The organism is Verrucomicrobiaceae bacterium, assembly GCA_016713035.1.
Taxonomy (GTDB): Bacteria; Verrucomicrobiota; Verrucomicrobiia; order Verrucomicrobiales; family Verrucomicrobiaceae; genus Prosthecobacter.
In genome coordinates, this window is record JADJPW010000001.1 from 1,197,415 (window position 1) to 1,214,848 (window position 17,434).

General features: G+C 58.2%; 15 protein-coding genes. 10 read left to right on the top strand and 5 right to left on the bottom strand.

Translation table 11 applies throughout. From position 1 onward, the window contains the following. Positions 1-127 precede the first annotated feature (127 nt). Positions 128-1,462: a L,D-transpeptidase family protein gene (locus IPK32_05200; protein ID MBK8091392.1), complete on the top strand. Its 1,335-nt coding sequence runs from the start codon at positions 128-130 to the stop codon at positions 1,460-1,462. On the opposite strand, the gene IPK32_05205 is transcribed toward IPK32_05200, so the two are convergent. Next, the gene (locus IPK32_05205) at positions 1,456-2,499 is read right to left on the bottom strand and encodes an A/G-specific adenine glycosylase (protein MBK8091393.1); all 1,044 of its coding nucleotides are present in this window, start codon (positions 2,497-2,499) and stop codon (positions 1,456-1,458) included. The genes IPK32_05200 and IPK32_05205 overlap by 7 nt on opposite strands. A gap of 150 nt (positions 2,500-2,649) precedes the next feature. Here IPK32_05205 and IPK32_05210 point away from each other — a divergent pair, with 150 nt between their 5' ends. From IPK32_05210 to IPK32_05220, 3 genes are all read left to right on the top strand, one after another. Beyond that, positions 2,650-2,934, top strand: coding sequence for an HU family DNA-binding protein (locus IPK32_05210; protein ID MBK8091394.1), 285 nt, complete (start codon positions 2,650-2,652; stop codon positions 2,932-2,934). Between the two features lie 62 nt (positions 2,935-2,996). Then, complete coding sequence (locus IPK32_05215; protein MBK8091395.1) at positions 2,997-5,948, top strand: c-type cytochrome; 2,952 nt, start codon at positions 2,997-2,999, stop codon at positions 5,946-5,948. Positions 5,949-6,194: 246 nt separating this feature from the next. Beyond that, positions 6,195-7,838 (top strand): hypothetical protein, encoded by a 1,644-nt coding sequence (locus tag IPK32_05220; protein MBK8091396.1) that lies wholly within the window; start codon positions 6,195-6,197, stop codon positions 7,836-7,838. Between the two features lie 32 nt (positions 7,839-7,870). On the opposite strand, the gene IPK32_05225 is transcribed toward IPK32_05220, so the two are convergent. Together IPK32_05225 and IPK32_05230 are read right to left on the bottom strand one after the other, a co-directional pair. Then, a complete protein-coding gene (locus IPK32_05225) occupies positions 7,871-8,347 on the bottom strand; it encodes a PIN domain-containing protein (GenBank protein ID MBK8091397.1) in 477 nt (158 codons plus the stop codon). After that, positions 8,347-8,610 carry a hypothetical protein gene (locus IPK32_05230; protein MBK8091398.1) on the bottom strand — a complete coding sequence of 88 codons (264 nt, stop codon included), beginning with the start codon at positions 8,608-8,610 and terminating at the stop codon, positions 8,347-8,349. The genes IPK32_05225 and IPK32_05230 overlap by 1 nt, the downstream gene beginning before the upstream one ends. A gap of 38 nt (positions 8,611-8,648) precedes the next feature. Between IPK32_05230 and IPK32_05235 the strand changes: the two genes are divergently transcribed. The 3 genes from IPK32_05235 (at position 8,649) to IPK32_05245 (ending at position 13,833) form a co-directional block, all read left to right on the top strand. Next, positions 8,649-9,230: a hypothetical protein gene (locus tag IPK32_05235; protein ID MBK8091399.1), complete on the top strand. Its 582-nt coding sequence runs from the start codon at positions 8,649-8,651 to the stop codon at positions 9,228-9,230. A 427-nt stretch (positions 9,231-9,657) separates the two neighbouring features. Next, on the top strand, positions 9,658-10,671 hold the full coding sequence (locus IPK32_05240; protein MBK8091400.1) for a dihydroxyacetone kinase subunit DhaK: 1,014 nt from the start codon (positions 9,658-9,660) through the stop codon (positions 10,669-10,671). A 111-nt stretch (positions 10,672-10,782) separates the two neighbouring features. After that, positions 10,783-13,833, top strand: a complete 3,051-nt coding sequence (locus IPK32_05245; protein ID MBK8091401.1) for a HEAT repeat domain-containing protein — start codon at positions 10,783-10,785, stop codon at positions 13,831-13,833. 6 nt (positions 13,834-13,839) lie between these two features. Here IPK32_05245 and IPK32_05250 read toward each other — a convergent pair whose 3' ends face one another. Then, a complete protein-coding gene (locus IPK32_05250; GenBank protein MBK8091402.1) occupies positions 13,840-14,853 on the bottom strand; it encodes a zinc-binding alcohol dehydrogenase family protein in 1,014 nt (337 codons plus the stop codon). A 75-nt stretch (positions 14,854-14,928) separates the two neighbouring features. On the opposite strand from IPK32_05250, the gene IPK32_05255 reads away from it, so the two are divergent. From IPK32_05255 to IPK32_05265, 3 genes are all read left to right on the top strand, one after another. Then, complete coding sequence (locus IPK32_05255; GenBank protein MBK8091403.1) at positions 14,929-15,432, top strand: hypothetical protein; 504 nt, start codon at positions 14,929-14,931, stop codon at positions 15,430-15,432. A gap of 148 nt (positions 15,433-15,580) precedes the next feature. Further along, positions 15,581-16,612, top strand: coding sequence for a class II fructose-bisphosphate aldolase (gene fbaA / locus IPK32_05260; GenBank protein ID MBK8091404.1), 1,032 nt, complete (start codon positions 15,581-15,583; stop codon positions 16,610-16,612). Between the two features lie 32 nt (positions 16,613-16,644). Next, the gene (locus IPK32_05265; GenBank protein ID MBK8091405.1) at positions 16,645-16,854 is read left to right on the top strand and encodes a hypothetical protein; all 210 of its coding nucleotides are present in this window, start codon (positions 16,645-16,647) and stop codon (positions 16,852-16,854) included. A gap of 79 nt (positions 16,855-16,933) precedes the next feature. On the opposite strand, the gene IPK32_05270 is transcribed toward IPK32_05265, so the two are convergent. Next, on the bottom strand, positions 16,934-17,425 hold the full coding sequence (locus IPK32_05270) for an OmpA family protein (GenBank protein ID MBK8091406.1): 492 nt from the start codon (positions 17,423-17,425) through the stop codon (positions 16,934-16,936). Positions 17,426-17,434: the final 9 nt, after the last annotated feature.

Genomic DNA, 17,434 nt, shown 5'->3' on the forward strand with positions numbered 1-17,434 from the left:
GGAAGGTCTCGCCATATTTTCTTTCTATTAAATATAAATTTTCTCCCAAATTCTGATCCGCGCATACTCCTTGCTCGACAGTTTCATTAATTTTGTTAAGCACCCCGTCCGCGAGAGTCAGCGCTCCATGCAAAGCCGCCCACTCAATACGCTTACCGCGTTGGTCATTCCCGTCGTCATCGGCACGGGACTGTGTGCGCTGTTTGTACAATTACTCAAGGGACATGAGCTATTTCAGCCCCCCGCTGTGGCGGTAGCTCCGCCAATCATCCAGACCGCATTAGCAGCCGGTGAGGTACGACGAGCCATCCCCCAGCCCGAAGAGGCCCCCACACGACTCTCCACAGCCCCTCAGGCCGATTTGGAAAAGGCCGCCAAAAAGCAATCGGCACCCAATACCCCGCCTAAAGTTACCGTTCAGCCGCTAGAGCCAGCCCACAGCACCGCCACCCACAATAACCAGGCCAACGCCAAGAAGTGGCCCGTCAACTACGGCAGCCTCCTCCAGCACGGCAGACCGATCCTTGACCCGATCACCGATTACTGGAGCCATCTCTGGCCGCGCACCGATGCCCTACCCTCGATTTATCAGGCGGTGCTCTGCTATGATTCCGAGCGGCTCACTCGACTCGCCTCCATGGGTATCCAGCCAGATGAGCGGACCCTCTTTGGCGACACCGCGCTCTGCCTCGCCGTGCGTATGGCGCAGGAGGACTGCATCCGCGCTCTCTGGCTCACTGGGGCCAAGATGGATGCCCCAGGGCGTGAAAATCAGGCTCCCATCCTCCTCGCCTCCATCCGGCGCGGGGTGAATATCCTCCAGGCCCTGCTCGATGCAGGAGTCAATCCGAACACACGATCCACCGCTCCCGTGAGCCGCGAACTGATCGAGCGCTGCTCCATCAAAGACCTGCGCAACACCTTTGAAAACGACAATGGCGTCACGCCCCTGATGTGCTGCGCCGCCAGGGGTGATGTGGAGGGAGCTGTCACACTCATGCGTGCTGGTGCATCTGCCAATGTATACACCTCCCGTCGCCATCGTTATCCGATCAATTTCGCCGCCACCCAGGGCTACCTCTTTCTCATGCGGGTGCTGCTCGGTCGTGATCCAGAGGCAGAGCCAGACACGCTCGTCACCGTGGATCTCTCCACCCAGCGTGCCTGGGTGACGAAGCAGGGCCGCGTCGTAGCCACCACCAGCGTGAGCACTGGCCGCGAAGGCTATCGCACACCCGCAGGCCGCTATGTCATCACGGACAAACACCGCAGCCACACATCCACGCTTTATCATGTCGAGATGCCCTGGTTCATGCGCCTGAATTGTAGCGCCATCGGCCTACACAGCGGCGTCGTGACAGGACGCCCCGCCTCGCATGGCTGCATCCGCCTTCCGTATAGCAAGGCGAAGCTCTTCTACTCCCTCACCGGCGTGGGTGATGAGGTCGAGATCCTTCACTGAAGCACAAAAGGTGCCTCAAGGTGCTGAGCCAGCAGTTCATTCAGAGCGCGGCGATAGGGGCTGGGCATCGGTAGTGCCACCAGCTCGGCATACGGCACCAGTCGATGCGTATCTGGCCAGTCCACTATCCCAGCTGGTAGATCATGCACCCATAGCGTCACCTTGTAGCGAGTGATGCCATAATGCGCACACAACAGCACGGGCGGCAGATGTTCCTGAAATTCTGGCGGCAGCGCAGGCAGCTTCCACAGGCCTGTGCGGCGGCTCCCAGTCTCTTTTTCTAGCAACACACCATCCTCACGGCGCAGAAAAAACACCCGCTCAGTCACCGCAGTCAGCTTCGGGCGCGATGCTTTCACCGGCAGCGCCTCTGGCTCCGTCGCACGGCAAAATGTCCGCACAGGACACAGCTCACATGCAGGCTTCGTCGGACGGCAATGCATCTGCCCCAGCTCCATGAGCGCAGAGTTCAGCGAGCGCGGATCGTCCGTCGCCTTCACCAGAGCCTCCGCACGGCTCCAGAGCAGCTCACGCCCCTCAGTAGAGTCCACAGGCGTCGCATCATTAAAGAGACGTGAAAGCACCCGCGCGATATTTCCATCCACGATTGGCTGCTTTTGACCAAAGGCGAAACTCGCCACCGCCCCCGCTGTATATGGGCCGATACCCGGCAGGCTCAAAATATCCGCAGGGTCCTCTGGAAAGTCCCCGCCATACTTCTCCATCACCACCTGGGCCAGCCGGTGCAGATGCCTCGCACGCCGGTAGTAGCCCAGCCCCTCCCACGCCTTGAGCACATCCGCCTCACTCGCCACCGCCAGCGTCCTCCAGTCGGGGAAGCGCTCCAGCCAGCGTGTATAGTAGCCACGCTCCAGCACCGTAGGGATCTGGGTCTGTTGCAGCATCACCTCAGACACCAGGATCGCATACGCATCACGCGTCCTCCGCCAGGGGTAGTCTCTCCCATGCACCAAAAACCACTCCACTAGAGCCGCGCCAGTTTCAGCTGGATCAGGAAGAAAGATACGAGTGGGCATGCCAGAGCGTTTAGCGGTGTGATTCCCTCTTCACAGCGGAAAAATGCCAATTTTCGCAGCGAAAAAAAAGATTTTGTACTTTCGCTGAAACATCCCCTGAGGTTTTGTTATAACTTATAGGAACATGTCTCGAATCACTAAAAAGACCTCATCTCTAACGTAAGCAACTCCACTGGCATCACCCATAAGGATGTCGCGGAAGTAATCGACGCATTCTTGGATGCAGTCAGCAAGCAGCTTAGTGATGGGAAGGAAATCGCCCTGCGAGACTTTGGCACTATAGGCCTACGCATCTCTCGCCGTTCTGTCGGGAGAAATCCCCTCCAGCCAGATGTGCCCATCGCCATCCCAGACCGCATGGTCGTGCGCTTTCAGCCAGGCAATAAACTGCGCGAGGCCGTCGCCAAACTCCCCGTGCCCCCACGCGGGAAGTAATCTGCTTTTTTGCCAAATCCGCTGCTAAGAAACTAACCGGCACGCGTATTGATGCGCCCCGCATGCGCATATTCCTGCTCTCCCTCCTCGCCGTCTCCTCCCTTCACGCCGCCCCACAGTGGATCTGGCTCTCCAAAGATGGCAACAAAGACAAAGCCGTCACCTTCCGCCACCGCTTTGATGTGCCCCAAAATGCACAACTCGCCAGCCTAGAGCTCACCTGCGACAATGGTGCCACCGCCAGCCTCAACGGCCAAAAAGTCCTCACCAACGCCGACTGGATGGAACCCGCCAAAGCCGACCTCAGCAAGCACATCAAGCGCGGCGAGAGCAACGAACTCATCATCAGCGCCACCAACAAAGGCGGCACCGCAGCCTTGCTCGCCCGCCTCACGCTGAAACTGCCCACTGGCCGCCAGGACATCGTCATCGAGACCAATGGCACCTGGGAAGCCGCCACAACCGGCACCCAGGACTTCAAAAAAGCCATCGTCATCCAGGAATATGGCCAAGGCCCCTGGGGCAAGCCCTTTGATGGCAAAATCGGCAGCGGCAATAACAACACTCCAGGCGAATCCATCGCCGCCGCCGACATCACCGTGCCGAAGGGCTTCAAAGTCGAAAAACTCTACAACGTCCCCAAAGACCTAGCAGGCTCCTGGGTCGCCCTCACCGTCGATCCAAAAGGTCGCCTCATCGCCTGTGACCAATACGGCAGCATCTACCGCATGAGCCTTCCCCCCATCGGCAAAACGGAAAACCTCAAACCCGAAAAACTCGCCGTCGAAATCGGCAAAGCCCACGGCCTGCTCGCTGCCTTCGATAGCCTCTACGTCATGGTGAATGAGGACGGTCAGAAAAACGGCCTCTACCGCCTCCAGGACACCAACAACGACGATCAATACGACAAAATCACCAAACTCCACACCATGGCCGGCGGTGGTGAGCACGGCCTACACAGCATGGTCGTCAGCCCCGATGGAAAGCGCATCTACTTCAATTGCGGCAACCACACCAAACTCCCAGAAGGCCTCACCGAGAGCCGTCCGGCGAAAATTTGGAACGAAGACCATGTCCTCCCTCGCCTCTGGGACGCCAACGGCCACGCACGCGGCCTCCTCGCCCCCGGCGGCTACGTTTGCAGCATGAACCCCGATGGCACCGGCCTCGAACTCTTCTGCTACGGCTTCCGCAATGAGTTCGACATCTGCTTCAACGATCAGGGCGAGCTCTTCACCTACGACGCCGACATGGAGTGGGACATCGGCACCCCCTGGTATCGCCCCACCCGCGTGAATCACTGCGTCAGCGGTGCCGACTACGGCTGGCGCAGCGGCAGTGGCAAATGGCCCCAGTATTATCCCGACTCCCTACCCACCACGCTCGACATCGGCCCCGGCAGCCCCACTGGCACCGTCGCAGGCACCGGCGCGAAATTTCCCGCCAAGTACCAACACGCCATCTTCATCAACGACTGGACCTACGGCACCATGTGGGCCATCCACCTCGAAAGCAAAGGCGCCAGCTACGTGGCCACCAAAGAAGAATTCGTCTTCGGCAAACCTTTGCCCCTCACCGATGTCGTCATCCATCCGCAAGACGGAGCCATGTACTTCGCCGTCGGTGGCCGCAAATCGCAATCTGGCGTCTATCGCGTCACCTACGTCGGCGATGAATCCACCGCACCCGCCAAAGCCACCACACTCGATGAAGAAGCCCGCATGCGCCACGCCATCGAAAATCTGCATCAAGGCCAACCCGACCCCGAAAAAGCCCTCGCAACCGCCTGGGGCTACCTGAGCCACAGCGACCGCCATGTCCGCTACGCCGCCCGCGTCGCCATCGAGAAGCTCCCAGTCGAAATGTGGCTCGAAAAAGCCCTCAACGAAAAACAACCTGTCGCCAACATCGAAGCCAACATCGCCCTCGCACGCGTCATCGGGGCCAAACCCGGCCACGAAGGCGGAAAAACCACCCAAAAGCCCAAATCCACCTCCAGCGGCCCCATCGAACCCGTACAGCTCGGCAACATCCAGCTCCAAAAGCGCATGCTCGCCGCCCTCCAAGTCACCCAGGGCCACGAACTCGCCTCCCTCCGTGCCATCCAGCTCATTCTGACCCGCCTCGGCAAACCCCAGCCAGATGTCTGCGCCGAGCTCGCCGCCCGCCTCGATCCCCAGTTCCCCAGCGACAACCCCCAGATCAACCGCGAGCTCTGCCAGATCCTCGTCGCCATCGACAGCAAGCAAGTCGTCGGCAAAACCCTCACCCTCATGGCCACCGCCAAGGATGACTTCCAAGAAGTCGCCACCGACGCCGTCTTGAGCCGCAACGACGGCTACGCCAACGCCGCCCGCGCCGCAGCCGGTAGTCGCCCGAATGCCCAGCAGATCAGCTACATGTTTGCTCTCAGAAACGCCACCGCAGGCTGGACGCCTGAGCTGCGCAAGACCTTCTTCTCCTGGTTCCCCCGCGCCCGCACCTGGAAAGGCGGCAACAGCTTCAAAGGCTTCATCGAAAACATCCGCAAAGACGCCCTCGAAACCTTCGCCCCACCCGCAGAGCTCGCCGAGCTCGACGCCCTCAGCAACAAAGTCGAAGCCACCACCGCCCTGCCCAACTACGTCGCCCCCAAAGGCCCCGGCAAAAACTACACCCTCGACGAAGCCACCACGATCGCCACCACCGGCCTGAAAACCGGCGGCCGCAACTTCGCCAACGGCGAAGCCATGTATCGCAGCATCATGTGCGCCACCTGCCACCGCTTTAATGGCGAAGGCGGCAGCATCGGCCCAGATCTCACCGGCTCCGGCAACCGCTACACCCTACGCGACCTCCTGGAGAACATCATCGACCCCAGCAAGGTCATCAGTGACCAATACGACAGCCACGAGATCACCAAAAAAGACGGCAGCGTGCTGGTGGGCCGCATCATCGTCGAAGAGAACGAAAAAGTCTTCCTCATGACCAACCCCTTCGCCCCCAACGACCACATGGCCATCGCCGAAAGCTGACATCGCCAAAAAAGGCACCCGCAAAGTCAGCATGATGCCCCCGAGCTTGATCAACGCCCTCAATCAAGACGAACTCCTCGACTTGCTGGCCTACCTAGTGAGCGGCGGGAACAAGGGGGATAAGGTCTTTGGGAAGTAGCCCAGTCTCTCGCACTGGCTCACCAATGGATTTAGGGGTTCTTCTTTTCCATTGCTTATAATGCGGTCCAGCGTCGAATCGGTGGCAGACCGTAACAAATACTCTTCATGCCAAGCCCTCAGCAAGATTACCAAGAATCTTCTAGTTTTGCACCGGCAAATTCGCCATCGAACTGTTTGGCCTCGCTAGGCGCAGAAAAAGAGTGGGTGTGGCATTCCACAGTAAGCTCGCAGAAAGAAGGAGCCGTATCTGTTCTTGCCTGCGTCGAGACATTCTTCGCCGTGTGTTTATACTGGTGGATCGCGATTCGTTTCGATACTCACTGGCATTTACTGAGTAGCGCTGCTGTCGCCCCAATGCTTCTCCTGCGGTCACCGAAATCTATTGCCCTAGGCGCGCACTGGTTTTCATCCGCCCCTTTTATCAGGCTTTCTGTTGATAAGTCTCATCTTACTTCAAACCGCATTTGGATCGGATTCATTTTCTTGATATTTTTTGGATTGGGTCTCGCTTTCACCAAATTGGTCACTGTAACTTGGCTCAGCAATTTGGAAGGGCTGCAATCAATCCTAGGTTATTTCGTCGCAGGACTGGTTTTGATTCTAGTTGCTCATGTAATTGTGATTGCTGTCTGGGGGTTACAGATTGCGTTAGATTCAATCCCAATAGTTTTGCATGTGCCGTTGATTGGCACGATAGTCGGCTCAATCTTGCCTGCTTTTTTGTGGGGTGGCAACATTGCTGGCATCACTGTAATTGTTAGCTCCATTATTGGGTCATTGGCGGTTATTGCAGCAGAGTACCTTCAACAAGGCGGTAGTTTAAATAAAAGTCGTCCATTGCTATCTTGGACATTGATGGCCTTTAACGCGATCGGGCTGGCGCTAGGATTTACTCTGCGTGCTTTGATTCTTCGCGTTATATCAACGGCAGTTACTTTACATCACGGGATCAAGTATCTGCCCAACAATTGGCGCGAGAACCAATTTCTAATTGATTCAACACATCCCGCAGAATTGATACCAGGAGTCAGAAGTCTGGGCCTTCCATTTAATGAATTCACTTCCGACGGGTTGCTCTTCATGGTGAAAAACGCCAAATTCGACAAAGAAGGTAAAGCCGAACTATTTACCTTGGTTCCACTCCTTGGAGTATGCTTTTTTCTCCCTGCCTTTCTTTATCGTCTCAATATCAAGGCCACTGCTTGGTTTTGGTGGCCATTAGCCTATCTACTCAAACCTGCACAGCTAACCGAAGTTGAATCCCAGCAAAAGCAGTCGCTATGCTGGCCTTGGACCAATCCATTTCAGAGGTTGTTGATTGTCTTTAGTGTACTTCTTGTGCTTGCCTCCCTGATCCTGCATTACTCGAATGCAGCCTCGTGGAGTCAGTTGCAGAGCATCCCTGCATTAACCGTTGCTCTTAGAATCCTACTCGCGATTGATTGGTCTCATATTACCCCGTGGCATTGGGCGCAGTGGGCCATTGCGGGATCGGGACTGGGCATGCTTTTTCTGGCGGGCAATGCCCGCAGCCACGACGTGAATGGCAATTGGAAAGAATTCAGCATCAATTATCCAACACAAATTCGCGTAATGACTGGTCTACTACGCCTCCGCACAATCGCTACCATCGCATTGTTACTCATGGGTTTCGGAGCTTTGCTAATCCACGATTCGTCTTGGCAATCTTACCATCCATTGCCGCCCACCTGGATTGACGCCATTAAAGACTTTTATCAGTTTCCGTGATTAAACGCGGCGCGACCAAGGTGTAAACACAATCACGTCTCCCTCCGCACCAGCGACACCTTCAAGCCCGCAGCCTTCGCGAGCGCGGCCTGGCGGAGGTCGCAGGTGATGAAATGCTTCACCTGGAGCTCGACGGCAGCGCCGACGTGAAACAGGTCAAAGCTGCGCAGGCCGATGCGGTGGCAGTGTGCGGTGGAAAGCTCAACGGCCCGCTCGATGGCGGACTCCCAAGGCATCGGTGTGGCTTGGAACAGGCCTTTCGCCAGGCACCACTTCAGGCGGCGTAAAGCTTCCTGTTCTTCGATTTTCGCCCGTCGTTTGATCGCCGAGGTTGCGTTAGAGGCCATGAAGGTGCGCAGACGCAGCGCATTCGTGACTTCGAGGCGATGAAACGGTGTGTAGATCAAAAACGGCCTCCCTAGGCTCCGGTGAGCATCCACCGCAGACGCATTGTCCGCGTCATGAATCAGAAGCCGGGCCAGAAAGCTGGTGTCCGCGTAGGTCTTCATCAGCGTTCCCCACGTGAAAATTCCAGCACTTGATCGAGCGAGGGCATTCCTGACTGCATTTCACCACCACCGAGCAAATCCTCAAAATGCTGCTCCCAGAGCACTTCACGGGACACGCTATCTTTTTCCGAATGAATCACCGGTGCCGTCAAATCCCACAAAGCGGCACCTCCATCCGTGATGCGCACGGCATGACCACTGCTGGTCATTATCTTCACGGACTTCGGGTCGCGCAGTAAGGTGCGGAGAGGAATGGTCTTCATGCGTCTGACGTTACCGTCTGACGCGTGTTGAGTCAATCGTGAGACTCAACCTGATTGGGACCATCCAGCCCGAACTCGCCGTGGCCATTTTCACCGACCTTGACCTTTTCGCGGGTTTCGTGGTATTCCGCTGCTGCATGAATACACGTTCTTTTCTCCGACTGGGCCTTGTCGTCACATTCTCATCTGTTTCGACGCTCTCCGCGAAGGACGATGTGCGACTCTCCTACCCATCCAAAGTGGCTGCGGCCAAAGGCAAGGAGCGTGAAAAGCTTTTCACGGAATGGATGACCAATCAGGACATCACTGCTCATGTCGAAGCGATGGGCAAAAAGGGGCAGCAGATCCTCTTTTTCGAGTACAACGCCCCGCGTGACAAATGGCGTGCCCTTTTCTCCAACAAAGTGGACTTCAGGGGCGGCTACTCCTGGTGGGTCTTTTACGGTGAGAAGGAAATGGAATCCAAACTCAACAACGAAATCAAACTGGGCCGCCAGCCCGCCTTCATCACCCGCGAAGGCAACGCCTACGCCATGCTTTTCGTCACCCCGGAGCATCTAGCCTCCGCACGCAAGGAGCTGGACGCCCTCGGCATCGGCGAACCGAAACTGAAAAAATAAGCATCCAGCTCCCATGGAGCAGCGACGACTCGTCGCTCCTCCATCACACCGCCACTTTCATCAGCTCCCCAGGAACGACGATGACCTTTTTGGGGATAAAGTATAAAGTAACTATGCTTGTGGTTTGCTATGCTATTGCAGGTTTTTTGAACGCTGCGGCATGAAGAGGGTGAACGTTTAGCTAAGATGGCGAACAAGGGGGGGGGCGTGCAAAGGCCTTTTTCACTCGGATTCAAAAATGCCGCCGTGCTCGCGGACGTAGGCCAGGTTGCAGGGCGACATGGGGGACGGCGGGCTCTGGATTCTGTTGGTTTACGACCCGCCCCTTGCGGGCGGTGTTGTGTGTCTGGTTTGCACGCAATCCTTGCCAGTTTTTCATTCAGCGCCTAGAACTGCGCTTTCCTAGCCTATATTACTTTTTCATCCCATGAGCCACGCCAATCCTGCTAAAAAAATCATCAACGATCCTCTCAAGTGCGCCGACGAGCTGTTTGACGGACTCGTCCTCGCTTACGACGGCAAAGCACGCCGCGTCGGCACCCGCTCCATCGTGATGAACGAACTCCGGCCAGATGCCCCTGCCCTCCTCGTTGGTGGCGGTGCTGGTCATGAGCCTATTTACCACGGCCTCATCGGCAAAGGCATGGCCGATGGCGCTGCGGTCGGTGAAATCTTCGCCGCACCACCGCCAGATATCGTCCTGGAGGCCACGCAGGCGGTGAATCGCGGCAAAGGTGTCCTCTTCCTCTATGGCAACTATGCGGGTGATGTGATGAATTTCGACATCGGGGCCGAGCTCGCCGCAGAGGAGGGCATCACCGTCAAAACCGTCATCATCAATGACGACGTGTGCTCCGCACCGCCCGCAGAAAAAGATAAGCGCCGTGGCGTCGCCGGACTCGTCCCCATCACGAAGCTCGCTGGCGCAGCGGCACAGACCGTTGATTCACTCGATGAACTCGCCCGCATCGCCCAGAAAGCCGTCGATATGACCCGCACTGTGGGCGTCTCCACCAAGCCCGGCTCCATCCCCGCCACGGGCAAGCCCACCTTCGAACTCGCAGACGACGTCATCGGACTCGGCATGGGCATCCATGGTGAAAAAGGCGTCGGCCTCATCCCCATGTGCACCGCAGACGAGCTCGCGGCGAAGATCCTCGACCTCCTCTTCGCCGATGACCTCCCACTCGGCGCTGGCGACGAGATCGTCTTCTTCGTCAACAGCCTCGGCAGCACCCACATGATGGAGTTGCTCATCCTCCTGCGTGCCGCACGTCCCATCCTGGAAAAACGTGGCCTCAAAGTCCACCAAACCATCGTGGACAACATTGTCACCTGCCAGGAGATGGCCGGCGTCAGCTTCAGCATCACGAAGCTCGACGCAGAGCTCAAAAAGCTCTGGGACCTCCCCTGCGAGAGCGTCGGATACACCAAGCTGTAATCCACCCACCGCAGCCTTCCGGGCAAAAAGGGCCGCCATCACAAGAATACCACCATGCGGGACTTTCCGTAGCGCATCGCTACGCCCGCATCCGTATCCTTTCCACACACCATGAAACGGATCGCCATCATCCTCTTTGCCCTTTGCCCTTCGCTCTTTGCCCAGAAGGACGGAATCCAGACCAAGACTACCTACGCCAAGGCCTATGGCGAAACGAAGAACGCTGTCGCGGTCGATCCGGCCAAGGACCTGCCGCGTTATCCTGCCATGGAGCCAAAGGACGCCATCGGCACCTGGCAGGTCAAAAAAGGCTTCCAGCTCCAGCTCGCCGCGCATGAGCCGCAGGTGCGTGATCCCATCGCCATCTGCTTCGACGAGCGTGGGCGCATGTTTGTCTGCGAAATGATCGACTACAGCGAGATGCGGGACGTGACGCCGCACCTCGGTCGCATCTCCATGCTCCAGGACAAAGATGGCGATGGCTACTACGAGACCAGCCAGGTCTTCGCCGACGACCTGCCGTGGCCTACAGGCCTCATCTGGGCCAATGGCGGCCTCTTTGTCGGCGCCACGCCGGACATCTGGCGCTTTGAGGACAAGGACGACGACGGCAAAGCCGAGGTGCGCGAAAAAGTCTTCACGGGCTTCGGCACCGGGCTGAAAATCCTCAACGTGCAAGGCCTCATGAACAGCTTCCAATGGGGACAGGACAATCGCGTGCACGTCCTCGCCGGTGGCGGCAATCGCGGCGTCATCACCAGCCCGAAGCGTGGCGATTTGAAGGGCATCGAGCTCGGCGGGAAGGACTTCTGGTTTGATCCGCGCACGCTCGAGTTCGGGCTCGAAGGCGGCGGAGCGCAATACGGCATGAGCTTCGACAACTACGGCCGCAAGTTCGCATGCTCGAACAGCGACCACCTTCAATACTGGGTTTACGACGACAAGTATGCGAACCGCAATCCCTACTACCAGATGCCGCCTGCCAAACAGAGCATCGCGGCCGATGGCGGCGCTGCGGAGGTCTTCCGCCTCAGCCCGGATGAGCCCTGGCGCATCATCCGCACCCGCTGGCGCATCGCCGGCGTCGTCAAAGGAGCCGTCGAAGGCGGCGGACGCGTCAGCGGCTACTTCACCGGAGCCACCGGCACCACCATCTATCGCGGCGACGCCTACGGCCCCGACTTCGTGAACAACAGCTTCACCGGCGACGCAGGTGGCCAGCTCGTGCATCGCAAAATCATCAAACCCAGCGCCGACGGCATCTCCTTGATCGGCAAGCGCCCCGACGACGAGCACGGCTTCGAATTCGCTGCCTCCAAAGACACCTGGGTCCGCGTCGTGAATTTCGCGAATGCCCCCGACGGCTGCCTGCACATCTGCGACATGTATCGCGAGGTCATTGAGCATCCCTGGAGCATCCCCGATGAGATCAAAAAGCACATCGACCTGAACAGCGGCAACAACCGTGGCCGCATCTACCGCATCGTGCCGGAAGGCTGGCAAAGAGCGAAAGGCGAAGAGCGCAAAGGCAACATCGCCGGGGCCAGCACCGAAGAGCTCGTCAAACTCCTCGCCCACCCCAACGGCTGGCACCGCGACACCGCGCAGCGCCTGCTCTTCGAGCGTCAGGACAAAGCCGCCGTGCCGATGCTGGAGAAGGTGCTGACTGGCGACAACACCCTGGCTAAACTGCATGCACTCGGAGCATTGGAGGGACTGCAAAGCTTACAACTCGACTTTCTTGTTGGCTTACTCAAAGACACGGACGCGAGGGTGAAAGTAAAAGTGATCGTGAAACTGGAGAAGCTCGTTCAAAACGAAGAATCTCGCTCAAAAGCCGCCGCCTTGATCCCTGATCTCTTCGTTGACGCTGATGCCCGTGTTCGTTTTCAGGCTTTGCTTTCGGTTGGAAGCATTTCTCAGACCCCAACTGGCCAAACCGCCGCGTGGGACATCTATCAGCGGATGGCGACTGTGCTGGATGCACAGCGTGGCAACCTTTGGCTTGAGTCCGCTATTCTGTCGGCCCCGCCTGAGATTTCCAGACTCGTCTTGCACACGATGAGCCAAACCTTTTCCACCTCAGACCGAGGCTCGGAACGTGCGGTTGCTGCGCTGGTCAAATCAGCCGCATCACAGGTGACGGAAGCTCAGAGCCAACTCGGCCCTCAACTCATGAAGCAAGTGACCGTTCAGTTTCCCAAACCTGAAGTCATACGAGCTCTGGCAGAAGGCCTCAAGCACGCTGGAACATCCATCGAAAAGCAAGATCGCGATAAAGAGCTCGCCAAACTGTTCGCTCGGTCGATTCAGCAAGTCGCAGACAATTCATTGTCCGATAATAACCGTCTCGACGCCATCGAACTCCTCGGAGTGTCATCGTCCAAAGAAGCCCTCAACGCCCTCATCGCCTGTTTGGGCGAAAAACAGCCGGAGAGCATCCAAACCGCTGCAATTCGTGTTTTGGCGCAAATTGGCTCCGCAGACGTGACGGCGGCTTTGATCGCGAATTGGCTGCATTATGGCCCGAAGGCCAAAACGGCGGCTTTGGAGGCGCTTTTGGCGCGGGATGACCGCGCGGTGGCTTTGTTGGAGGCGAAGGTAGTGAAGCCAGAAGCGTTCTCCGCAGCGCAGGTGCAGTCACTCATCAAGCACAAGTCCCCCAAAGTGGCCGTAGCGGCCAAAACAGCCCTCGCAGCCGTCATTCCGCCGTCACGCGAGGAGATGGCGGCGAAGTTCAAACCGGCCGTCGCTGCGAAAGGCGATGCGGCAAAGGGCCAAGTCCAGTTCATGGCACGCTGCTTTGCCTGTCACAAAGCAGGAGCTACCGGACTCGCCGTCGGACCGGATTTGATCACGGTGAAGACAAAGGGCCGTGAGGCGCTGCTGGAGGCCATCTTGATGCCGCACAAAGAAGTCGCCTCCCAATTCATCGCCTACACCTTCAATACCAAAGACGGCCAGACCTTCGCCGGCATCATCAGCAATGACAATGCCGCTAGCGTCACCATCAAGATGATGGGCGGCATCGAAAAGACCCTCCAGCGCAGCGACATCAAAGGCAGCAACTCCAGCGGCCAGAGCCTCATGCCCGAGGGGCTGGAAACCGGCATGACCGTTGAGGACATGGCGGATCTCATTAGCTTCATCGAGGGACTGTGAGTGGGCTTAAAAACCCTCCAGCACGATCTTGCCGCGTGATTGACCACTTTGGATGAGAGCCTGGGCTTTCTTGAGATTCTCCGCGCAGATTTTCCCGAAATGCTGGGCGTAAGTGCTGCGCAGGATGCCGGCATCGACTAGAGCGGCTACTTCTTCCAGCAATTGGTGCTGCGCGATCATGTCTGGAGTCTGAAACATGCTGCGGGTGAACATCAGCTCCCAGTGCAGGGCGATGGATTTCTTCTTGAGCAGCTTCACGTCGATCTCGGGCGGATCGTCGATGAGGCAGAGGTGGCCCTGCGGCGCTAGGCACTCCACGATCTGCGCCCAATGCCTATCCGTCTGCGTGAGTGCCGCCACCTGCGTGACCTGTGGATGGCCGATGCGGCGCAGCTCCTCTGAAAGTGGCCGTGTGTGGTCGATGACGTGGTGGGCTCCGTTTTGCAGCACCCACTCATGAGACTCGGGCCGCGCAGCAGTGCCGATGACGGTGAGGGCTGTGAGGCGTGAGGCGATCTGGGTCAAAATACTGCCGACACCACCTGCCGCGCCGATGATGAGCAGGCTCTCACCGCGCGGCTGCTTGCCCGCCGGGATGCGCAGGCGCTCAAACAGTAGCTCCCAGGCCGTGATGCTGGTCAGGGGCAGTGCCGCAGCCTGGGCAAAGCCGAGCGATCGCGGCTTCCGGCCCACGATGCGCTCATCGACGAGGTGCAGCTCACTTTGGCAGCCAGGACGCGTCACATCACCTGCATACCACACTTCATCGCCCGGTTTGAAGAGCACGCAGTCCGGCCCGGTGGCCCGCACGATGCCTGTGGCATCCCAGCCCAGGATGGCGGTCTGTCCAGCCGGTGGTTGGGCCCGCAGGCGGACCTTTCCATCCACGGGATTCACGGCGACAGCACGGATCTCCACGAGCAGATCACGCCCCGTGGCGATGGGCTCGGGTGCCGTGAAGTCGATGAGGGAGTCTGCGTGCTCGATGGGCAGAGATTGGCAATAACCTATGGCTTTCATGGTGCGGGGATTATCGCCGACCAAACCGAAATTCCTCTTGAACACAAATACGCAATCGTGGTCTGCTACGTTGCTATGAAAAAGCCCTCCCTCCTCATGCTCACCCGTCTCGCCATGGCCGCGCTGGTCGCCATGCTCGTCACCAGTTGTGCCAGCAACAATACGCCACAAAAGCGTATCGAGCGTAATCCGCAGCAATTCATGAGCCTGAGCCCCAAGGACCGTGAATTAGTCACCAATGGTGCGATCCGCGAGGGCATGAACAAGGAGGCCGTCTTCCTGGCCTGGGGGCTGCCTTCACAGACATCCGTCGGACGTAGCGGTGGCCGTGAGATCGAGCAATGGACCTATCAGAGCCAGCGCCCAGTGCGTGTGATGACCACCGGCTTCGGCATGGGAATGGGATATGGCTATGGCTATGGCATGGGTGGCTATGGCCCCTGGGGCTACGGTTATCCGGGATATGGCTGGGGCCCCACCTTTGGCATGGGTTCCGACATCGTCTATGTGCCCTACACGTCAGGAGTCGTGAGCTTCCGCAATGGCCGCGTCTCCGAGTGGAAGGCCGCTCTGCGGTAAAAGCCCGCCGAAAGCTGCGAGTCCACGATTTGAGCCACAGAGTCACCCTCTGTGGCTTTTTCGTCTTCACCTCCATGACCTCTGCTGTTGCGCTTGGCCCGTTTCTGGCTCCTGTCGCCCACTTTCCATCCCCTAAAAACCTACCAGAATGCCCGTCGCCACCCCCGCCCAATACCGTGCCATGCTCGATGCCGCCCAGAAAGGCGGTTATGCCTATCCTGCGATCAATGTCACCTCCCTGCCTACGATTAACGGAGCCCTGAAGGCCTTCGCAGAGAGCAAATCCGACGGTATCATCCAGATTTCCACAGGCGGTGGCGAATTCGCCTCTGGCACCTCGGTGAAAGACATGGCCCTGGGAGCTATCGTGCTGGCCGAGGCCACGCATATTCTGGCCGAGCGCCACAATGTGCTCGTCGCCCTCCACACCGACCACTGCCACCCGAAGAACGTGGAGAAGTTCCTCAAGCCACTGCTCGCCGCCACCGCAGCACGCAGGAAGGCCGGAAAGGGCAATCTTTTCAATTCCCACATGTTTGACGGCAGTGAGCTCTCTCTGGCCGACAACATGAAAACCAGCGTCGAGCTGCTGAAGCAGTGCGCCGAGCTCGAAATCATCCTGGAAGTGGAAGCCGGCGTCGTCGGTGGCGAGGAAGATGGGCACGACACCAGCGGCGTGGCCAATGACAAGCTCTACACCACCCCTGAGGACATGGTCGTGGTATATGAAACGCTCTCGAAGCTCGGACGCTTCATGTTCGCTGCCACCTTCGGCAACGTGCACGGCAGCTACAAGCCCGGTGCCGTGAAGCTGAAGCCAGAAATCCTCCGTGATGGCCAGGCTGCCGTCACCGCCAAATACGGTGCCTCCGCAGAGATGGACCTCGTCTTCCACGGCGGCAGCGGCACCCCGCTGGAGGAGATCCGCGAGACGCTCGACTACGGCGTCATCAAGATGAACATCGACACGGACACTCAATACGCCTTTACCCGCCCCATCGTCGATCACGTCATGAAGAACTACGCTGGCGTGCTGAAGATCGACGGCGAAGTGGGCGACAAAAAAGCCTACGATCCCCGTGGTTATCTGAAAAAAGGCGAACAGGGCCTCTGCGACCGTATGAAACAAGCCTGCGACGACCTCCGCAGCACGGGCAAGACCATCTTTGGCCAAGTCTGATCCCCCAGCACCTCCACATCCCCTATTCCACCATGAAAACCACCACTCTCCTCTTCGCTGCCTTCATCTTCGTCTGCGGCTCCTGTGGCAAGCACTCCTGGGAAAGCACCCAAAAACTGCACGAAGGAATGCATGAGAAGCATGACGCTGCCCATGCAGCCCCTGATGCCCACGCGGCACCAGATGCCCATGCTGCCCCCGCCGCAGAGCACAAAGAGGCCGCTCCCGCTGCCAAGCACTAGTCGGCATTTCATTGCACAGTGCTCAGTTGTTTTGAGCACTGTGCTGATGCCAGCATGAAGCACCGAAGGCCCACGGCGATTATTGCCGATAAATCAGCACCACATGGCGTGAGTGGCTGCTACGGGCGAAATCATTGCCAAAGCCAGCGCATTGCAGCCTGCCCGGCTCCACGCCCAGCTCGATGAGGCGCTGGCGCACCCCCAAAGCACGGCGATCACTCAGCACGCGTGCATGATCCTCTGGCAGATCAGGCGTGGTGTATCCGACCACGAGGTAACGCGTTTTGGGCTCTTTTTGCGTGAGAGCGACGAACTGGGCCAGCACCTCCTCATGCTCGCTCGTGACGCCGAGACTGCTATCCTCAAAATCAAGCGGTGCACATGCCGTGCGCAGCGTGGTGTCTAGCGGTGAGGAGAAGCCCGCCGCAGGCGGCAGCGCATAGATGACAGAGGCTTCATCTGCACTGCCCACAGTGCCTCCAGGCAGCATGGAGCAGGCTGTGAGGCCTAGCAGCGCCATACTAGCGGACAGCAGCCGCACCGTGATATTGAGAGTGAGTGTGTTGAACATGCTTTTTCC

What these genes read in the sequence shown, in the direction of transcription:
- IPK32_05220 (MBK8091396.1), top strand. Translation starts at nt 6,195, where the DNA reads ATGCCAAGCCCTCAGCAAGATTACCAAGAATCTTCTAGTTTTGCACCG.
- IPK32_05230 (MBK8091398.1), bottom strand. Translation starts at nt 8,610, where the DNA reads ATGAAGACCATTCCTCTCCGCACCTTACTGCGCGACCCGAAGTCCGTG.
- IPK32_05200 (MBK8091392.1), top strand. Translation starts at nt 128, where the DNA reads ATGCAAAGCCGCCCACTCAATACGCTTACCGCGTTGGTCATTCCCGTC.
- IPK32_05215 (MBK8091395.1), top strand. Translation starts at nt 2,997, where the DNA reads ATGCGCATATTCCTGCTCTCCCTCCTCGCCGTCTCCTCCCTTCACGCC.
- fbaA (MBK8091404.1), top strand. Translation starts at nt 15,581, where the DNA reads ATGCCCGTCGCCACCCCCGCCCAATACCGTGCCATGCTCGATGCCGCC.
- IPK32_05240 (MBK8091400.1), top strand. Translation starts at nt 9,658, where the DNA reads ATGAGCCACGCCAATCCTGCTAAAAAAATCATCAACGATCCTCTCAAG.
- IPK32_05225 (MBK8091397.1), bottom strand. Translation starts at nt 8,347, where the DNA reads ATGAAGACCTACGCGGACACCAGCTTTCTGGCCCGGCTTCTGATTCAT.
- IPK32_05265 (MBK8091405.1), top strand. Translation starts at nt 16,645, where the DNA reads ATGAAAACCACCACTCTCCTCTTCGCTGCCTTCATCTTCGTCTGCGGC.
- IPK32_05255 (MBK8091403.1), top strand. Translation starts at nt 14,929, where the DNA reads ATGAAAAAGCCCTCCCTCCTCATGCTCACCCGTCTCGCCATGGCCGCG.
- IPK32_05270 (MBK8091406.1), bottom strand. Translation starts at nt 17,425, where the DNA reads ATGTTCAACACACTCACTCTCAATATCACGGTGCGGCTGCTGTCCGCT.
- IPK32_05245 (MBK8091401.1), top strand. Translation starts at nt 10,783, where the DNA reads ATGAAACGGATCGCCATCATCCTCTTTGCCCTTTGCCCTTCGCTCTTT.
- IPK32_05205 (MBK8091393.1), bottom strand. Translation starts at nt 2,499, where the DNA reads ATGCCCACTCGTATCTTTCTTCCTGATCCAGCTGAAACTGGCGCGGCT.
- IPK32_05250 (MBK8091402.1), bottom strand. Translation starts at nt 14,853, where the DNA reads ATGAAAGCCATAGGTTATTGCCAATCTCTGCCCATCGAGCACGCAGAC.